Source organism: Psychrobacillus antarcticus, from assembly GCF_029533155.1.
GTDB lineage: Bacteria > Bacillota > Bacilli > Bacillales_A > Planococcaceae > Psychrobacillus > Psychrobacillus antarcticus.
On the sequence record NZ_JAIZDB010000017.1, the window covers coordinates 23660 to 41654 of the forward strand.

Sequence of the window (17995 nt, forward strand, 5' to 3'; positions counted from 1 at the left end):
GATGAAGTTTTCAAAAGAAGTAGCTATTATCACTGGTGCAGCTAGTGGAATTGGCCAGGCTGTTGCTATACAGCTTGCAAACGAAGGGGCTAATGTCGTTCTTGTCGACTTAAATTCATGTGAAAAAACAATTGCTCAATTAGGGAACTCTGTTTACTTAGAATGTTTAGGGGACATTCGAGATCAAGATTTTGTCCAAGCAACTGTTGCACGAACGATTGAAAAATTTGGAGAGATACATATCTTAGTCAATAATGCAGGTACATGTAGTCGACTGGATCTGGAAGATATGACTGTTGAGATGTGGGATCGTGATTTAGATACAAACTTAAAGGCAACCTTCTTGTTCAGTCAGGCTTGTGTATACCCACATATGCGAGATGCTAATTATGGAAGAATCATCAATATAAGCTCGATCTCTGGGATAAACGGCGGGGTCGTTTCTGGTGGTGTAAAAAATGGACGTTCCGGTCCTGCTTATTCTGCTTCCAAGGGAGGAGTTATTGCTCTGACAAAATGGATTGCGAAAGAAGTAGGTAAATATGGAATTACGTGTAATTCGGTAGCACCAGGAGCTGTGGCTACTGGAATTACCGCAGGAGTGCCTTATGATACTTCTGATCAAGTGATTGATCGAATGGGAACTCCGGATGATATTGCAGAGGCAGTATTATATTTTGCCTCTAAAACAGCTAGCTACTCTACTTCTCAAGTGTTAAAAGTAGATGGGGGTTACAGTATTGGCTAACGCACCACTACAATCCGTCTATGATATAACAACTCAGAGAATCGTGGGGCGTTTGACAAAAGATATAGATCTTTTCAAAGGTATTAAAGAAATTTGCCACCTGCATGGTGTAACGGCAGCTCACTTTCAGTGTATCGGCTCTTTGCAACATGCTACTTATGTTCAAGTAGAGCGGGATGGTACGCAAGGACGGATTAAATATTCTACCAAAAAGCGCACTGATTCTCCTGTGGAATTGTTATCTGCAACGGGCTTTGTAGGATTCGATGAGCAGGGCAACCCGGATATTCACATGCATGGCGTATTTGTAGACTGCAATTCTGTTATTAATGGAGGACATTTCCTTGAGGATGAGAACCCGGTAGCGGTAACGATTGAGTATATTATTTTTCCGTTAAAAGACGTAGAAATGCAACGTAAGGAAGATGAAATATGGGGAATGCCCGTATTCCAATTTGCGAAAGGTGGGCTTTAAATGGAGACAATCAGTAAATTGGCTTTAAAGGCTGCAGATGCCAATCCAGATAAGGTTGCAGTGAAGGATAGGGATCGTTCACTCACCTACGAGGAATTTAAAAAAAGAACACTAGCTTTATCTGCTTATTTTCATGCAATCGGTATCCAAAAGGGAGACCGTATTGCCGTATTGATGAAAAACCGATTAGAGCATGTTGAGTTGGATGTAGCGCTTGCACATGCTGGAATTATTAAGGTTCCACTTAATTATCGTCTTCATTTTAAAGAATTGGACTATATGGTAAATGATGCAGATGTCTCTTTGATAATCGGCGATGAGCAACTATTGTCTACACTTAGTGTAAAACTTCCAGAGCTTTATATTGGTGAACAGTATGAAAAGGTGATTAAAGACCACTACGGTCAAGGATTTTTGGAGCAGGTAGAGGAAGATGATCTTTTTGCTATTATGTATACATCAGGAACGACGGGTAGTCCTAAGGGTGTTATGTTAAGTCACCGAAACATGATTGCCGGTTCCTTATCGTTAGCGCAAGTCTGTAATGTAGATTATTCGGATATAATCGGGCATGTCGCTCCGTTAACTCATGGAAGTAATTTTCTCAGTCATGTTGCTTGGCTATACGGTCTGACACAGATCGTCTACGATAAATTCGAATCAGATCAATTTTTGGATCACTTAAAAGAAGATCGAGTAAGCGTCATCTTCATGGTGCCAACTATGGTGAACTTGATGATACAGGATCCTTCATTCGATGCAACGAAACTGGAAACACTTAAATCTATTAATATGGCAGGATCTCCAATTGCTGCGGCTAAGCTCAAGGAAGCGTTGGATAAAGCAGGAACAGTCTTTGTGGAAACTTATGGCCAAGTGGAGGCACCGATGTGTATAACTATGATGCCTCGTCACGAGCTTCCGAACAGATTAGAGTCATGTGGTAAAATTGGTCCTTTTGTTGATATGAAGATAGTCAATGATAAGAACGAAGAAGTAGCACATGGTGAGGTTGGTGAGATTGTTTGTAAAGGTTCATTAGTCATGAAAGGCTATTGGAACAATAAAAAAGCAACAGAAGAGACACTCATAGACGGATGGCTGCAAACAGGAGATTTAGGTTGGCGCGATGCATTAGGGTTTTTACATATCGTCGATCGTAAGAAAGACGTAATTATTTCGGGTGGAGTTAATATTTATCCCCGTGAGGTAGAAGAAGTATTAAATCTACATCCAGGTGTGAAAGAAACATGTGTAATAGGCGTTGAAGATGATAAATGGGGAGAGAATATCATTGCTTATGTGGTGTTAAATGGTACTGCAGAAGTTGGAAATAGTGAACTTTTAGCTTTATGCATGGACCATTTAGCAAGTTTTAAAAAGCCAAAGGAAATACACATTGTAGATGCACTACCTAAGAGTTCATACGGAAAAATATTGAAACGTGAATTGAAGTCACAACATGTAGGAGTGTAACGATGACCAAAACATATATACATGGTGTAGGAATGACAAAATTCGGAAACCATTCGGACAGAACATTAAAAAGTTTGTTGTTAGATGCAAGTCGTCAGGCACTAGAAGCAGCAGGTAGACCTAAAGTCGATGCAGTATTTGTAGGGAATTTTCTTGCAGGAAGTATGAGTAATCAAGAGATTTTAGGAGCAATCGTTGCAAATGATCTAGGACTTGGTTATATTCCTACTGCAAAGGTAGAAGGTGCCTGTGCTTCTGGAGGTATTGCATTACGTCAAGGAATATTAGGGATTATGAGTGGAGAATACGATACAGTTCTAGTTGCTGGAGTAGAGAAAATGAAACATGCAAATACTCCAGATGTAACACAAGCTATTAACGCCGCTATGGATACCGAATCAAATGAAAAACATGCGGGGCTGACTTTCCCAGGTTTCTTTGGTGTACTTGCTCATCGATATTTCCATGAAACTGGAGCAACTAAGGAACATTTAGCGATGGTTGCATTGAAAAACCGAGAAAATGCTCTCAATAATCCGCTTGCACAGTTCCAGAAAGCAACATCCATTGAAGAAATAATGAACGCACGCCTGATTACGGAGCCTTTAGGATTATTCGACTGCTCTCCGATGACAGATGGAGCTGCGGCGGTTGTCCTTTCGAGGAAGCCAAGTGCTATACATGTAAGAGCATCTGCCCTTGTATCAGGTCCTACACAAATGCAGGATGCAGCGGAATTGCTATCTATTCCTGCTATTGGAGAATCTGGAAGACGAGCATATGAAAAGGCAGGTTTAGGTCCAGAGGATATTGATGTGATTGAAATCCATGATTGTTTCTCCATGACCGAAATCATTGCTATCGAAGAATTAGGGTTTTTCCCAAGACTAGAAGGCTGGAAAGCTGTTGAAGCAGGGCATACAAAACCAGGAGGCAAAAAACCGGTCAATACGAGTGGTGGCCTACTTTCTAGAGGTCATCCAATTGGAGCAACCGGACTTTCTCAAATTTACCAGCTCGTTCATCAGCTTAATGGTACTGCTCCTAACCAAGTAAAGGGTGCAAGAATTGCACTTGCTCAAAATTTAGGTGGGACAGGTTCTTATTCAGCTGTTCATATCTTGGAGAGGGTGTAATCACATGAAAGTGTATTCTTGTTGTGGGCATGACACAGTTGTTAAACGTATTTACTGTCCGAGTTGTGGTACTCCGGATTTACAGGAGCTAGAAGTTTCTGATCATGGAACAATATATAGTTTCACGAAAATCCATGTTCCACCTGTTGAGTTTGCAGAAATTGCACCATACAATGTGGTATTAGTTCAACTAATAGATACAACTGCGAAGGTTACTGGCCGTTTAATGGGCGAGGTGTCGATTGGAGATTCCGTCGAATTGGATCGAGTAGAAGCTGGAGCTTATATTTATAAAAAAGTGTAAACGAACCTGTGCTTTTTGGCACAGGTTTTTAGAAAATAAGGAAAATAATGCTTAGAAACTTGCGCTATTTAAAGTGTCTAGCACCTCGAGCTTCCTTAAGTTAATAGAATTAGCGATGCTCTATTTGTTAGGAGAAGTCGTTCAGTTTAGTATGGGATGGTGTGCTCATTGAAAGTTATTTCTTCGCTTATTTCGCGTTTTTTACCTGTTTGGATAGTCACGCTAGCCATTATCGCATACTTCTTTCCTGAAGCATTTCGAGGATTTCGTGGTTGGACGGGATTTGGTCTCGGTGCAATTTTCCTACTAATGGGTATGCAGCTGGCTACATCACAGCTTATCGCTTCCATAAAACACCCTAAAAATGCGTTTGTTGGTATAGCGCTAAAGTGGACTATAATGGCTGGAGTATCAATTGGAGTGGCCTATTTGTTTTTTGGGGACTATCCAGAAGTAGCTATTGGGGTAATTTTATCGGGAACAGTGCCAAGCGGGACATCAGCTAATTTATACTCCTTTATAGCAGGAGGGGATGTAGCATTAAGTATTACGATGGCGACACTAGATACTATCATATCTCCACTTCTAACGCCTTCTTTAACACAACTATTTGCTGGTCAGCTTATTCCCATTAAGTTTTGGGCAATTTTTTTAAACATTATTTATATCGTTTTTATTCCATTATTTTTAGGTGTTTTTTTACAATGGAAATTCAGCCAAACCGTTAATAAGGTGAAACCTTATACCGCTATTCTTTCACAGCTTGCCTTATTTTTAATTATTGTTTCGGTTATTTCTAGTGCACAGTCTTCCCTTGAGGAAAATTTGCATCTACTGCCTCTTATTGCTATTGCAGTTTTTCTTCAAGTTGCCATTCCTATGTTTGGTGGCTATTATATAGCCAAATTATTAAAGATAGAAGAAGCAGCGGCACGTTCGATTTTATTTCAGACTGGTATTTGCAATACGGCACTAGCAGCTACTCTGGCATTAGAGCATGTGAGTTCGCTTGCAGCAGTACCGGCAGTAGTAAATATGGTAATCAATTTGACGCTTGGAGCTATCATGTCGAATTATTTTGCTCGCAAGAAGATTGTTTTGGTCCCTGTGTAAGAAACAATTCCGACATCTGAATGAAATTCGCACACTCTCTTGCTTGCAGCTGGAGGGTGTGTTTTTGTCCCGTTTTTGTCCCTGTGTAAGAAACAATTCGGAATTGTTTCTTACACAGGGATCACTTAATAATAATAAATCTAAGGCTTCCGAAGAAAATAGGTGATTTAATTGACTAATACAAGGGTACATACAGGCTATACAACAAAAAACTTTCATTTTTGGAAAATTGTTTTAGGAACGATGTATTCAGTGCAACCGATTCTACCTACGTTCACAACTGAATTTAATATTACAGTTTCCTACGCCTGCATGTCATTATCAATGACTACAGTTGGTCTTATGATAGGACTTCTTGTATTCGGTTTTTTTTTCGGTTAGAAAGGGTCGCATACTATATATTAAATTTTCTCTTATAAGTTCAGTGCTACCATTTTTACTAATTTCCCTTACCGATTCATTTTTAATCATTGTCATTTTGCGATTTGTTCAAGGATTTCTACTTGCCAGTGTTCCTGCAACGGCGTTAGCGTACATTGGTGAAGAGATTGATAGACTTTTAATTAGAAAAATTAAACCTATCTGTGAAATGCTATGATCATTTTTCATAGATTTACTCAGTTTCTATAGAAATTTTAAGCATTTTGTACAGTAAGTATTAGTATAAAGATAATCAATGTTATGCGTATTACCTATAAAAAATTTTGATTTTAAAATATCAGTTAATTAGTGCATTACTAATATGCTGCATAATTTCCATTTTGAGAATGTTATTTGGAGAATATTAGTTGAACAAATAACGACAAGTCAATCATTAAAGGTTTTTAAAGAATCATTAAAACATGTGAATTTTGTGGTTCAAAATACCTGTTCGATAAAAAAGTGGTATGATTATTTCAATATTATGTATTAAGGTAGATTAATAAAGGGTATTAAGGGGTATAAAGGGAGAGTAACAAATTCAACTTGTAAATGAAGAAATACACCAAAATAATAATGGCTACCGATAAGGTGTTTCAAAATATTACTAAACCATTAAGTTTTAACGACATTCCCTAAAATGGACAATTTTTAATTTACAATGTAGTCAGTTACAATTTAGTTGTAGGAGGAGCATTACATGACGGCACTAGAATTGAATCATGAATTCAAAAAAATATTAGAATACGGTTATACATTAGGAAACGAAAATAAAACAATCAAAGCAAGCGAGTTTATCGAAGAGATATCAGCTCAGTTGAAAGTCTTGATGGATAAAAATAGAACATTTAAGAGTTAAATAAAAAATCGCCCTCAAGACAATAGTTCTTGAGGGCGAATTTGTTGTTGTCCCTGTGTAGAAAACAATTCTGACAGATTCAGAGAAAGTATTGCCGAATGAGTGTAAAGCAGTACTGAGTTAGTTACACAGGATAATTGTCAGAATAGTTAGATGCACAGGGAACATTTTACAGGAAACATTAAAAAAATTCTCTACCTATACCAATTCTTCCACAGTCAAACCCTTCGATTTGAGTAAATTCCTGTAAAACGGGTCCTCCCCTAAACAGTAAATGCGGTCGCAAAACGAGGTGATTTCGGTCATGTCATGAGAAGTGTAGATAATCATTTTTCCTTCGTTTTTTGCTAAGTTCACTAAATAGTTTCCAATCTCTTCTTTCGATTTCATATCGATTCCTACGGTTGGCTCGTCTAGTAGGATTAATATTGGGTCGTGGATAAGGCTGATTGCGAGATTTAGTTTCCGTTTCATACCACCGGATAAGGAAGCTACTGGTTCATCCCATTTGTCTAGCTGCATATCGAGGCAGAGTTGTTTACATTCCTCTAATGATCTTCTTTTCCAGGATAGCTTTTCGAAGAACAAAAAGTTTTCAGCTACTGTGAATTCCTCCCATAGAGAGATTTCCTGAGGGACGTATCCTATTAACTTGCGGATGCTTTTTATGTCTTTTGAATATGATTTATCTTCTAGTACAATACTGCCGTTGGATTGAGGAAGCACCGTTGCTAAAATTTCCAATAGCGTCGATTTACCGGCTCCATTTTCTCCGACTAACCCGACAACTTCTCCTCGGTTCACTAGAATATTTACATCGTTTAATATTTTGTGTTTATGATAGTTTTTTTGTAGGGAACTTACTTGCAGCACTCAAAATACCTCCTTTAACTATTGCAATGACTATAATGGCAGCTAAAAATCCATACGCAATCTCACCCTGTAACAATGAATAAACTGGACTGAAAGGCGCTATCCATGGCCATCTACTTATAATAGAATCAATTGGAATAAATGCACCCCCACAAATCGTTAGGATAAGAGAAATCGCAATGGCGCTAATATAATAGAAGAAACTATTAGTGTAGCCTTTAGCAAGTAGCGCAGCTAAAATATTTATCGTTACCCGGAAGCCAAGTAGGGCAAAGTATAGGCGAGCACTTGGAGATGCTAAATCTAATAAGTGAAGAACATATAAAGTGACTACATCCATAACAAATAGTAAAACCGTGTAGAACAATAAATTCCAACTAATATAGCTATTTAATGATATTTTTGTAAACGTCCAACGCACTTTTATCAATGGGCTATTAGCTTTTACAATCCAATCGAAGAGAAATAATGTAGCGATGATTTGGAAGAATGCCCAAATACCCCAAATAGATAGAAGAGAGGTAGTATCACTTCCTGTTTCTGTTGGTGTCCATTGGAACGAAAAGCTTGTCGTAATTAGCTGTTTTGCTTCTTGTTTTTCTTTACTCGTTTGGAAGATTTCTTCTCGGTCCCATTCTTCACTGGAGCCATACTTTTCGTATAAATCTTTTATTTTTGTTGCTGCTTTCGTCCGAGTTGCCTCTTCTTGAACATAGGAGCTAATCGTCTCTGCAACAGCAAAGTAAGCGAAAGATCTATTAGATGAATACGCCTCAATAAGTTGAGAACGGCGATTGTTTAGAATATCTTCCTCATAACCATCCTGAATGACAAATACACTGTCGAGCTCATGTTTTTCCAATAGATCTATTGCTTCTGGAAGGTCAAGTATATTTACTTGTAAGTAATCCGTATCCATTATTCGTTGAACTAGATTATCCGAAAGGGGGGAGTTTTCCTCTATTACTAAACCAATTGGAACTTTGGATTCATCCCCTAATTTATTTAGCGTGCTGAACGTTAATACTGTGAGAAGGAGTGGTAGTAACAGCCATGTTAATAAAGTCTTCCACTCTTTTCGCATTCGCATTGCTTGTATAGCAAGTATAGCTTTCATCATTTCCACCTATCTTTCCACCGGGTAGAGATCCACAAAAGGAGTAAACATACTAACGTCTGAATTCCTAAAGACGTAAAGCTTGCGTAGTTTCGTCCAACTAAAACTATTTCTACGATCCACTGGAAGCTTTCGAAAGAGAAGAATAATGGTAATGCATTTTTTAAGAATAAAGGAAAATAAATCGTAGGAATTAATGCTCCGCTTGAAACTATCCATAGTACAACAGAGAAAAATTGAAGGAGCAGCACTACTTTTTTAGATGAAATCCATAAGTCTATGAGTGCTAAACCTATTAATAGAAGTAAACCATATAAAAGGACGAACAAGAGCAATCGGAAATAATCGACAATAAATAACTCTACTGCGAAGTATTTGCTAACCGGAATAAAAGCAATAGAAGCAAATGCAATACCTACTAGCAGAGAAATAAATATTTGCGAAATAGTCGTATGCCAATGGGTGACTCCAAGTAGTTTCCACCGATTTCGCATTGCTTCATGGGTATCTTTCCTTAATAATGAATAGCTTCCAAATAGCCAAATAGTAAATGCACTAAACCATCCAGCTACTACATAATAATTAGTAGGGGAGGTTGTGGTGATGTTCGTCACTTCTTCTTCATCTAGAATTTGTCCACTTCCTAATGTATACAAAGTAAATTCGATAAATGTATCAAATAGAAGCTTCTCTAAATCCTCTTCCGGAATATATGTATTACTGACATAGTCATACACCGTTAGAATATTAGCTTGAGCAGAGGAAATATAACGTGTCATACTTTCCGCTAATTCTTTGACGATGAAGCTATCTACTGTTTTGGAGGGGTTACCAACAATCGTTAGGGAGACCGATTTTCCTTTATATAGCTTTTTAGTGAAACCTTCTGGAAACAGGATATATGCACTTATTTCATTATCTTCTATTCGTTCATTGGCAGCATCTTTGGACATAGAAATAATGTCAATACCTTCCTCTTTATCGATGGAGAGGGACATGAATTCCAGTAGCATGTTCGTTTCTTCTGTTTGGTCTTCATCTACAAAAGCAACGGTAACAGGTGCTTTAGCTGAAGGAGCAAAGAGAGAAGCGACAATTCCAAGTGTAGAAGCTAACAGTAAAATAGGGAAAAGAAAAAGCAGAAGAAGCGATTTCCACTTCTTCTGAATACTTTTTCCATATTGAGTCGTAAAGAAAGCAATCTTTTTCAGTTGGATCAAGATGCATTCACTCATTTCTTTAAATTAGATATGATTAATCATTGCTGTTGATTTTCGTTACAGGCGGATGCTTTCCGCGGGCACGGCTTCAATCTCCTCGTCACTACTAAAACATATGCTCCTGCGGGGCTTTCAGCTCGCGCTGTTCCAACTGGAGTCGCCGCCTTCCACCACAATCAATAAAGCGATAGTTTTAACCTTTATTAGAATAGAGCTTCACTAACCAATATTAAATGCATTAAAAGATTTAGTACGTTTATTGTTCGAATTGCTGCATGATGTTCATTCCCCAGCTTTGCATTTCAGGGTAAATATCTTCGGTTAGTAATTGCTGTAGTGAATCGGAATCCATCGTTCCGATATTGACCATTTTTTCAGAGTCAGCCGGTAGATTTACTTTTTTAATAATCTTGCTTTCTTGGCCAATTTTTATAACTGCATTGGAACTTTCATCTATTGTAATAACAAATTCATGATCAGCTTGCATCGTGTCTTTTTTGAAGTTAGATTTCCCATTCCATAAAAATTCCATAGGTTGATTTTCATTTTCCATCATAAATGTACGTTCGAATGTTCTTTCTTCCCCCGCTAATTTTTCTTCAGCGTTATAGACTAATCCAACGTTATTCGTATCCAATATGGAAACTTCATCCGTATAAATACCATCTTTAGTAGCCGAAAGATTCCCTGTAATATTCAATGTTTCATTATCTACACCTACTGAATATTCCCAGTTTTGCGCAGTTTCTTCTAATGATTGTGTCCCAGCAATTGCAAATATTCCTGCATCTGGAGTTTCAACATTAAAATCTCGTTTAACGATTAAATTAGAATCATGCCAAATGGTTGAGTTAATACCACTAGGTAGGTTAATATCATCGACAGATTTGATTAACTCATCCATCATTTCACCATAATCAACAGGTTCTACCGTGCTACTAGCTAAATTTAACTGGTCTATGAAGCTTTCAGTAGATTCCTTTGCAATTTCTTCAAACTTAGGATCTTCTTTTGCTTTTTGAAGAACATCTTTCAAGATTTTTTGTACTTCAGCTTCCGTAAGCGTCATCGCAACTTTCTCTGCTTTTATAGATTTTCCATTTACATCTACTGTTTCGTCTGTCACTGTGAAAGCATCTTCCGGAATAGATTCATATATATACATAGCATATTCATCTTTTAAATACTCCAGATTTTCCTCTGTATACAAACCTTTATCCCCTAAGAAACTATCAAGACCAAGCGTTTCACTGCCTTCATAGCTCGGGTCTAAAGTAGTCATAAATTTACCAAAGTCTTTATCCTTTAACTGAATCAATTGATCGTAGAAAGGAAGGCCAACAATAACTTCTTCTGTCGTAATATAGGCTTTTATCGGATCCACATCTACACCAAGAACTGTTGCGTTTATCTCGGTCTCCACCTCGCGCTCATTTGGATCAGCCGCAATTCTTAGGGAAATATTTGAATTATTAAGCATATGTTCTATTTGAGGATCCGTATTACCTTCGTATTCGCCCGATAATTCATATGTGCTGTCTGTAGCTTTTGTTCTACCGATACTTGCCCATTCTGACTCATCTTCATAGCGTGTTTCGACAAGCTCCTGGATATGTTGAATAGTTTTAATTTCGGAATAAAAATACTGTTCCTTCGGCGTCTTATCCAGTAGGAAAAAAGCAGATGCCCCTCCAGCAACAACAAAAATAGAAATAATAGCAATAATCCACGTTTTTTTCTTCATACAATCTTCCTTCCAATTCCATATTTTTGTAGACGACTAACTTATTTCTTTAATTTACATTATATGTATCTATAAATAATTATAGCAGATTAATAATTCTAAAAGGACTTTTATCTACATGTAGTTCTGAAAAATCTGGAATTTCGCTCTTTTTCGACATTGTCCCTGTGTAGCAAACAATTCTGAAAAATAAGGAACAATTACAGCTAACTCTATGTAAAGAAGCAATTATTCGTTAAACAGTGGAGGATTTCTTAATTGTCGGAATAGTTATGAATCTACTGAACTTGGCGGTATAAATTACTATTATTTAAATCTCAGACAGGTTCATAAGATATACCATTTTTGAGTGAGACTAATACTATATATCAATCTTTCGGAATAGTTAGAAATTTCGGTGTTCGTATTAGTTTAGTTGTGATAAATTGGTATTGTCACATGAAATTGGTAGGTGTGAAAACCAAAGTCAAAGGGGAAATGAGATTTGAAAAAGTTTAAGTTTACGAGGTTCTTTAGTAGTATGCTAGCTGTGATTATGGTTCTTTCTTTATTGTTTCCATTCTCGAGTGCTAGTGCTGAAGAAGCAAAACCGTTCAAGCAAAATGGTCAAAGTGAAAGTACTATTCAACTGAAGGCAGCTATAGCAGAACAATTGAGCTTATCTAAAGATGGTCCAACCCTTCATGAAAGTTTAAAAAATGTATCGGGAAATCAAGAAGTTGCGGTGATCATTCATTTATCTGAAAAACCAGTAGCACTTGAACAAGGGATAAGCCAAGTAAAAGACAAAAAACTCTCCAATGCTCGAGCAAATCAAGTTCGTGCGAATGTAAAAGCGCAACAAACAAAAGTAAAAAAAGAGCTAACTGCTAAACAGGTACAAATTAAGCAAGGATATACATTTGATACTGTTTTAAATGGAATTGCAGCAACAGTTAAAGCAAATGACATTCCGAAACTACTTACAGTAGAAGGAATTACATTAATCGAACCAGATGCAACTGTTTATGCTTCAGAAGAAAATACAACAAAATCAACTGAACTTATAAAAGATGAAACATTAGAAGCGCAAATGAATACAAGTGTTTCGTTCTTAGGAATTGAAAAGCTTTGGAATGAAGGAATTGAAGGACAAGGCGTTAAAGTAGCAGTACTTGATACTGGTATTGACGCGGATCATCCGGAGTTCGCTGGAGTTTATAAAGGCGGGAAGAACTTTATTCCTAACTCATCTACTTACGCAAAAACACGTGCAGATGATGATGCTTCGGAAACATTACCTTCCGAACGTCCTGCGGGAACACCTGAATTTAATGCAACTGGAAGCTCATTTTATACATCTCATGGTACACATGTTGCGGGAACGATCGCAGCAATTGGAGCAAATGAATTTGGTATTAAAGGAATTGCACCTAAAGTAGACCTTTACGCTTACCGTGTACTTGGTGCATACGGAAGTGGATCTACTTCTGGAATCGTCAAAGCTATTGAAACTGCAGTATTAGAAGAGATGGACGTTATCAATCTATCACTTGGTGGTGGAGCAAACTCGGAGACAGATGCAGGATCATTTGCAATTAATAATGCAATGATTGCTGGTACAATCGGAGTAATTGCAACGGGTAACTCAGGTCCAAACCGTGGAACAATGGGAACTCCGGCAACAGCACGTTTAGGGATTGCAGTTGGTAATACAACAAATCCAGAAACAATGCATAATGGCCAAGTAAATATCACAGTTGGTGGTTACAACTTAACAAAACAATTACAATTAATGGGTACAACATTTGGAAAAAATTTAGCAACACAACTTCAAGGCGAGTTTGACCTAGTGGCAGTCCCTGGCCTAGGGGAAGTAAAAGACTTCGAAGGAATCAATGTTGAAGGTAAAGTGGCATTGATAGCTCGTGGTAGTATCGCGTTTGTTGATAAAATTGCGAATGCAAAAGAAAATGGAGCAGTTGCTACGATTATTTATAACTCTCCAGCTGGATCGAATTCTCCAAATGCGTCAGGAACATTCCTTGGCGATTCATTTGCCTTCCTTCCAACATTTGATATGTCTTTAACTGATGGAAAGGCAATTCTTGCTGAATTGGAGAAAGGAACAGGTAAAGTTAGTTTTGGTAACTTTGCTTCCACAAATACACTTGGAGATGACGTAAATGACTCTAGTTCACGTGGACCTTCCACGCCTAACTTTGATATTAAACCAGACGTAAGTGCACCTGGAACAAATATCATGTCAACAATCCCAATGTACAAAACGGATTTCCCAGAAGCAGTTTACGGGGAAGCGTATGATCGTAAAACAGGAACTTCTATGGCAACACCGCATATCGCAGGTATTGTTGCACTTGTTAAACAAGCAAATCCTGATTGGAATGCTTTTGACGTAAAAGTAGCCCTTTCCAATACGGCTAAAATATTGGATACAGCGAAGTATGATGTATTCGCTCAAGGTGCGGGACGTGCAGATGCATATGCTGCAGCTCATACAGAAATTCTTGCGTATGCATTAGATACTGCTGTATTAGATGCTAATGGTGCAATTGTAGAAAATTTGAAAGGGACAGTTACTTTCGGTCCACAATCACTGAAAGAAAATCTTACAGTAACGAAACAAATTAAAGTAAAAGATATTAAAGGCACTGGGGGTCAATACAATGTCACAGTGGATGTCACGAAATCATTCGGTGATGCACAGGTGACGGTTGATCAACCATCATTCAATCTTGCTGGTGAGCAAGTATTAAATATTACTTTAACTGCATCCGCGACTACTACAAAGCCTGGCGATGAAATCCTCGGATATATCCATGTTCAAGGGGGAGAAACGGATATTTCATTACCATTTGCTGCAGATTTTGGAGGAGCAGAAGCAACACAACTGAAAGACTACAAGATTACAGAAACAGATTTATCCTTTAATGGCGACGGAGTGAAAGATTCTGCAGTCCTTTCGTTTACATTAACTGGTGACGTAACTACTAACTATATTGAACTTTGGGACATTATGAACCCAGAGGGTGGAGAATATGGAGATGGCTATATTGGTTATTTACATTCAGGTTCGGCACTAGCTGCAGGATCTTATAACCTGAATATTGCAGGACAATATAAACCGTGGGGCACGGAACCAGCAACAACGATTCCAGACGGTTTATACACAATTGACTTCACTGGCGTAGCAGCTTCAGGGACAGTGTCTGACTATGTGGGACCAGTTGTTGTGAAAACAACAAAACCAGAAATTACTGGAACAGTAGCAGAAGGTGTAGCGACTGGTCAAGTAACAGACCAATATATCGAATACAATGAAGAATTGTATTTATATGGTTTAGACTATAATTTAAATGAAAAATTAAAAGCTTCCTATATTGCGACTGTTAATGGGGAAGCACATGCGGCAGTTAAGTTTGATTTGAACCAAGACGGTAGCTTTACATTCCCAGTAACGGCTGAAACAGATTCAGTGAAAGTAATTATTAATGATGCGGCGGGAAATGTTGGCGAAGCAATAATTTATGAAAAAGAAGCTGAAGCGAAAGTAACTCTTTCTGTCAATCCAACTAAACTAGATTTAATAGCTGGAGTAACGTCTCCACTTACTGTGACAGAAACAACAACACCTGTAGAAGGTGATGCAACTGAGAAAGATGTAACGACATCTGCAACCTATGCTGTAGCGGATGCAAGAATCGCAACAGTTGAAAATGGAGTAGTAACTGCAGTAGCTGAAGGTTCTACTACAATTACCATTTCATACGGTGAAAATAAAGTTACTGTAGATGTAATTGTAAAAGGTAAAGTGGTTATACCGGGCGTTACTCTAACTGCAAATAAAACACAAATTGATTTGGAGCAAGGAAACGAAGAACAACTGAAAATTACAGAAGTAACAACGACGGCTGATGGGGAAATAAAACAAAAAGATGTCACAAAATCAGCTTCGTATAAAGTAGCAAATGACAAAGTGGCTTCTGTTAAGAATGGTTTAGTGAAGGCAAAAGAAGCAGGAAATACAACGATTATCGTTAAATCCGGTAAAAATGAATTAACTGTAAATGTAACAGTTACAGCACCTGCTGTTGAAGAACCAGTAGTAACTCTAACAATAGATAAACCCCAATTAGAAATAAAAACGGGTAAAGATGTAAAAGTAAAAATTACAGAAGTTACTACTGTTAATGGCAAGTCAAAAGAAAAAGATGTTACGAAACTTGCAACTTACAATGTAGCGGATAATAAAATAGCTGAAATTGTAAAAGCAGGTGTTGTAGAAGGCATAAGTCAAGGCCAAACAACAGTTACTGTCACTTACGGCGAGCATACCTTGACGTTTAATGTGATTGTAGTAAAGAAATAGAGGAAAATAATTACTAGTTTATAAAAATACCGCCCTACTCGATTTAGTATCGAATAGGGCGGTATTTATTTAAAGATAAGAAAGTATATAAAAATACAGCATGAACAGCAGTTTTACAGGGCTTTTAAGAATGATTGATACTACTGATTTGCGTTTCAGTGGAGTACAAAGGCCAAGAGCGCCACGTCTTAAAAGGAAGGCAATCTAAGTTCGCCGCCTCCTGCGGCAACGATTGCATAACCCACATCCTGTGGGCCTCCGTGGCACGGCTTCAATCTCCTCGTCACTACGAAAACATATGCTCCTGCGGTTACTCGTCGCAAAGACGTTGGTCAAATAAAGTTTGACCAACGTCTTTCCAGCGGGGCTTTCAGCTCGTGCACCTGTCGCTTCCCTATCGGTGCAGAAAACATTTGCTGTTCCCACAGGAGTCGCCACTTTCACTCCAATCAATTAAATGAGTAGTACTAAACTAGGGGATATTGCATAGACTCTCACTTAGATAAGAAGAGTAGTAGGAGTTAATGGATAAAGCCATCTGTTGAATGTAGGAATGAAATTGTGTAAGGAAGGATGAAGATAGTAGATTTCCTTTTTTACTAGTGGAAATAAGGAAAAATAGTAAGTGTCTACCCAATAAAGAAGCGAAATAGCGAACGAAATTGCATCTTCAGGCCCGCACGACGCGGGTCAGGCAGTCGTTGCGAAATGTTTTTTTATTTTGCGACGAGCTTTGCGCAGGAGCACCAAGATGTCGCGTACTTAGACTGTCATCCTCTCTACTCAATTATTAGGATAGTATCTTTTCTCTAGTTATCCAAAAATGTACTTACCCGTTTCTAAAAGTTGTAGAAGGGCGACGGACAGTTAATAGCCATAAGATTACCGAGAAAAAAAGATGCTGGTCGTGACTTTAGTCACGACCAGCATCTTTAAAAAATCAAATGGTAATTATATAGCAATAAATCTGTACAAAGCCCTTCGAAAACAGTAGAAACAGGTTTAGATCCTAGAGGACTGGGCGTTTTTTTGCCCGGTTTTTCTTATTTAAACGTAATAGAGAAAAGGCTCCTTTTACTCCAAACAGATAATATTAATATTCTCTTTTTACATCACTAATTTTATATATGCCATCGTCCATTTTCATTAGAATAATGGTGTACGTGAATTTACCTTCTTTTTGATATTCACTTATTTTGATATGGTCCGTTAAATATTTTTTATTTAAATGAATCGTTGGAACTTGATAGTAAGTCACGGTAGTTGTTTCTTTCCATGAAAAATTATCATCTACAAAACGTTCCATGTCTGGCAAACTACTGCCGTCTTTGTAATAATAATATCTTACTCCATCTATCTCTTTTGTGGACATATGATGAGATATATATTGAAGTGCGAATGCTTCAGTAAAATGAGAATCAAAAACTTTAAGTAATTCTTGTCTAGTTTGGTCTCCGCCTAACTCATAAATTTGAATATTCCGAGCTTCTTGGAATAGTTTTTTGTAAGAAAGTAATTCTAACTTTTTCTTAGATGGTGTTTCGTATTTAATCTTTGCATTTTTTGGGACGAAGCTGTTTGCACCCACTCCATATAATCCATTGTGCATTGATTTGTATGTGTAGACTCGATATTCGTCCCCTTTTTTAAGGATTCTAAATGTTTCTAATTTGCCGTCAGTTTTTTGTTTTACTAAAGGGGTATCCTCTAAAATTGTTACTTTTCCAAGCTGTCCAATTTTTAATTCTGTTTTTCCCCACATAATTTTACTCAGCGCAGGTTGTGCACTAGCAGATTCATTTGCTAACAGTGATATAGAAATAACTAAAAAAGTTGCTAGCATGACAGATACTAATTTTTTCATTTATTTTCCCCTTCCTAATAAAAGTTCAATTAATTGAGTTCTATTATAGCATCTAGAATTTCCAGTTTATAGAACCTTTGGGGCTATAATGGGTAGGTGGAAAATATCATTTTTAAAACTTTTTTGGCCCTGATCATACTTTATGATCAGCTCTGGGGAGAGGAATTTAGTTCGCTACACAGAGAATATAAAAAAATAGTGTTGACTGCAAGAATATTTTGAATTATCATACTTGTAAACGGTTTCATAAATTAAGAGACGCTGTTTAAATATTTTT

General features: G+C 37.5%; 14 protein-coding genes. 9 read left to right on the forward strand and 5 right to left on the reverse strand.

Going from position 1 to position 17995, the window contains the following annotated elements:
- The first annotated feature begins 1 nt into the window (after position 1).
- The 8 genes from LDK52_RS10425 (at position 2) to LDK52_RS10460 (ending at position 6531) form a co-directional block, all read left to right on the forward strand.
- On the forward strand, positions 2 to 748 hold the full coding sequence (locus tag LDK52_RS10425; RefSeq protein WP_277585903.1) for an SDR family NAD(P)-dependent oxidoreductase: 747 nt from the start codon (positions 2 to 4) through the stop codon (positions 746 to 748).
- A complete protein-coding gene (locus LDK52_RS10430; protein ID WP_277585904.1) occupies positions 741 to 1223 on the forward strand; it encodes a PPC domain-containing DNA-binding protein in 483 nt (160 codons plus the stop codon). The genes LDK52_RS10425 and LDK52_RS10430 overlap by 8 nt, the downstream gene beginning before the upstream one ends.
- A complete protein-coding gene (locus LDK52_RS10435) occupies positions 1224 to 2699 on the forward strand; it encodes a class I adenylate-forming enzyme family protein (RefSeq protein ID WP_277585905.1) in 1476 nt (491 codons plus the stop codon). It abuts the gene before it with no gap.
- A gap of 2 nt (positions 2700 to 2701) precedes the next feature.
- Positions 2702 to 3835, forward strand: a complete 1134-nt coding sequence (locus LDK52_RS10440; protein ID WP_277585906.1) for a thiolase C-terminal domain-containing protein — start codon at positions 2702 to 2704, stop codon at positions 3833 to 3835.
- Between the two features lie 4 nt (positions 3836 to 3839).
- Positions 3840 to 4139 (forward strand): Zn-ribbon domain-containing OB-fold protein, encoded by a 300-nt coding sequence (locus LDK52_RS10445; RefSeq protein WP_277585907.1) that lies wholly within the window; start codon positions 3840 to 3842, stop codon positions 4137 to 4139.
- Positions 4140 to 4298: 159 nt separating this feature from the next.
- Complete coding sequence (locus LDK52_RS10450; RefSeq protein WP_277585908.1) at positions 4299 to 5252, forward strand: bile acid:sodium symporter family protein; 954 nt, start codon at positions 4299 to 4301, stop codon at positions 5250 to 5252.
- A 171-nt stretch (positions 5253 to 5423) separates the two neighbouring features.
- Positions 5424 to 5633 carry a hypothetical protein gene (locus tag LDK52_RS10455; protein ID WP_277585909.1) on the forward strand — a complete coding sequence of 70 codons (210 nt, stop codon included), beginning with the start codon at positions 5424 to 5426 and terminating at the stop codon, positions 5631 to 5633.
- A gap of 739 nt (positions 5634 to 6372) precedes the next feature.
- Complete coding sequence (locus LDK52_RS10460) at positions 6373 to 6531, forward strand: YwzD family small protein (protein ID WP_277585910.1); 159 nt, start codon at positions 6373 to 6375, stop codon at positions 6529 to 6531.
- Positions 6532 to 6729: 198 nt separating this feature from the next.
- Here the strand turns inward: LDK52_RS10460 and LDK52_RS10465 are convergent, their stop codons facing one another.
- From LDK52_RS10465 to LDK52_RS10480, 4 genes are all read right to left on the reverse strand, one after another.
- Positions 6730 to 7404, reverse strand: a complete 675-nt coding sequence (locus LDK52_RS10465; RefSeq protein ID WP_277585911.1) for an ABC transporter ATP-binding protein — start codon at positions 7402 to 7404, stop codon at positions 6730 to 6732.
- On the reverse strand, positions 7367 to 8521 hold the full coding sequence (locus LDK52_RS10470; RefSeq protein ID WP_277585912.1) for an ABC transporter permease: 1155 nt from the start codon (positions 8519 to 8521) through the stop codon (positions 7367 to 7369). Before LDK52_RS10470 ends, LDK52_RS10465 begins: the two co-directional genes overlap by 38 nt.
- Positions 8521 to 9741: an ABC transporter permease gene (locus tag LDK52_RS10475; RefSeq protein WP_277585913.1), complete on the reverse strand. Its 1221-nt coding sequence runs from the start codon at positions 9739 to 9741 to the stop codon at positions 8521 to 8523. The genes LDK52_RS10470 and LDK52_RS10475 overlap by 1 nt, the downstream gene beginning before the upstream one ends.
- Before the next feature lie 256 nt (positions 9742 to 9997).
- Positions 9998 to 11485 (reverse strand): DUF6583 family protein, encoded by a 1488-nt coding sequence (locus LDK52_RS10480; protein WP_277585914.1) that lies wholly within the window; start codon positions 11483 to 11485, stop codon positions 9998 to 10000.
- Between the two features lie 484 nt (positions 11486 to 11969).
- On the opposite strand from LDK52_RS10480, the gene LDK52_RS10485 reads away from it, so the two are divergent.
- Positions 11970 to 15854, forward strand: a complete 3885-nt coding sequence (locus LDK52_RS10485; protein WP_277585915.1) for a S8 family serine peptidase — start codon at positions 11970 to 11972, stop codon at positions 15852 to 15854.
- Between the two features lie 1093 nt (positions 15855 to 16947).
- On the opposite strand, the gene LDK52_RS10490 is transcribed toward LDK52_RS10485, so the two are convergent.
- Entirely contained in the window at positions 16948 to 17718 is a 771-nt protein-coding gene (locus LDK52_RS10490) for a hypothetical protein (protein ID WP_277585916.1), read from the reverse strand.
- Between the last annotated feature and the right edge of the window lie 277 nt (positions 17719 to 17995).

What these genes read in the sequence shown, in the direction of transcription:
- LDK52_RS10460 (WP_277585910.1), top strand. Translation starts at nt 6,373, where the DNA reads ATGACGGCACTAGAATTGAATCATGAATTCAAAAAAATATTAGAATAC.
- LDK52_RS10445 (WP_277585907.1), top strand. Translation starts at nt 3,840, where the DNA reads ATGAAAGTGTATTCTTGTTGTGGGCATGACACAGTTGTTAAACGTATT.
- LDK52_RS10425 (WP_277585903.1), top strand. Translation starts at nt 2, where the DNA reads ATGAAGTTTTCAAAAGAAGTAGCTATTATCACTGGTGCAGCTAGTGGA.
- LDK52_RS10490 (WP_277585916.1), bottom strand. Translation starts at nt 17,718, where the DNA reads ATGAAAAAATTAGTATCTGTCATGCTAGCAACTTTTTTAGTTATTTCT.
- LDK52_RS10440 (WP_277585906.1), top strand. Translation starts at nt 2,702, where the DNA reads ATGACCAAAACATATATACATGGTGTAGGAATGACAAAATTCGGAAAC.
- LDK52_RS10480 (WP_277585914.1), bottom strand. Translation starts at nt 11,485, where the DNA reads ATGAAGAAAAAAACGTGGATTATTGCTATTATTTCTATTTTTGTTGTT.
- LDK52_RS10470 (WP_277585912.1), bottom strand. Translation starts at nt 8,521, where the DNA reads ATGAAAGCTATACTTGCTATACAAGCAATGCGAATGCGAAAAGAGTGG.
- LDK52_RS10435 (WP_277585905.1), top strand. Translation starts at nt 1,224, where the DNA reads ATGGAGACAATCAGTAAATTGGCTTTAAAGGCTGCAGATGCCAATCCA.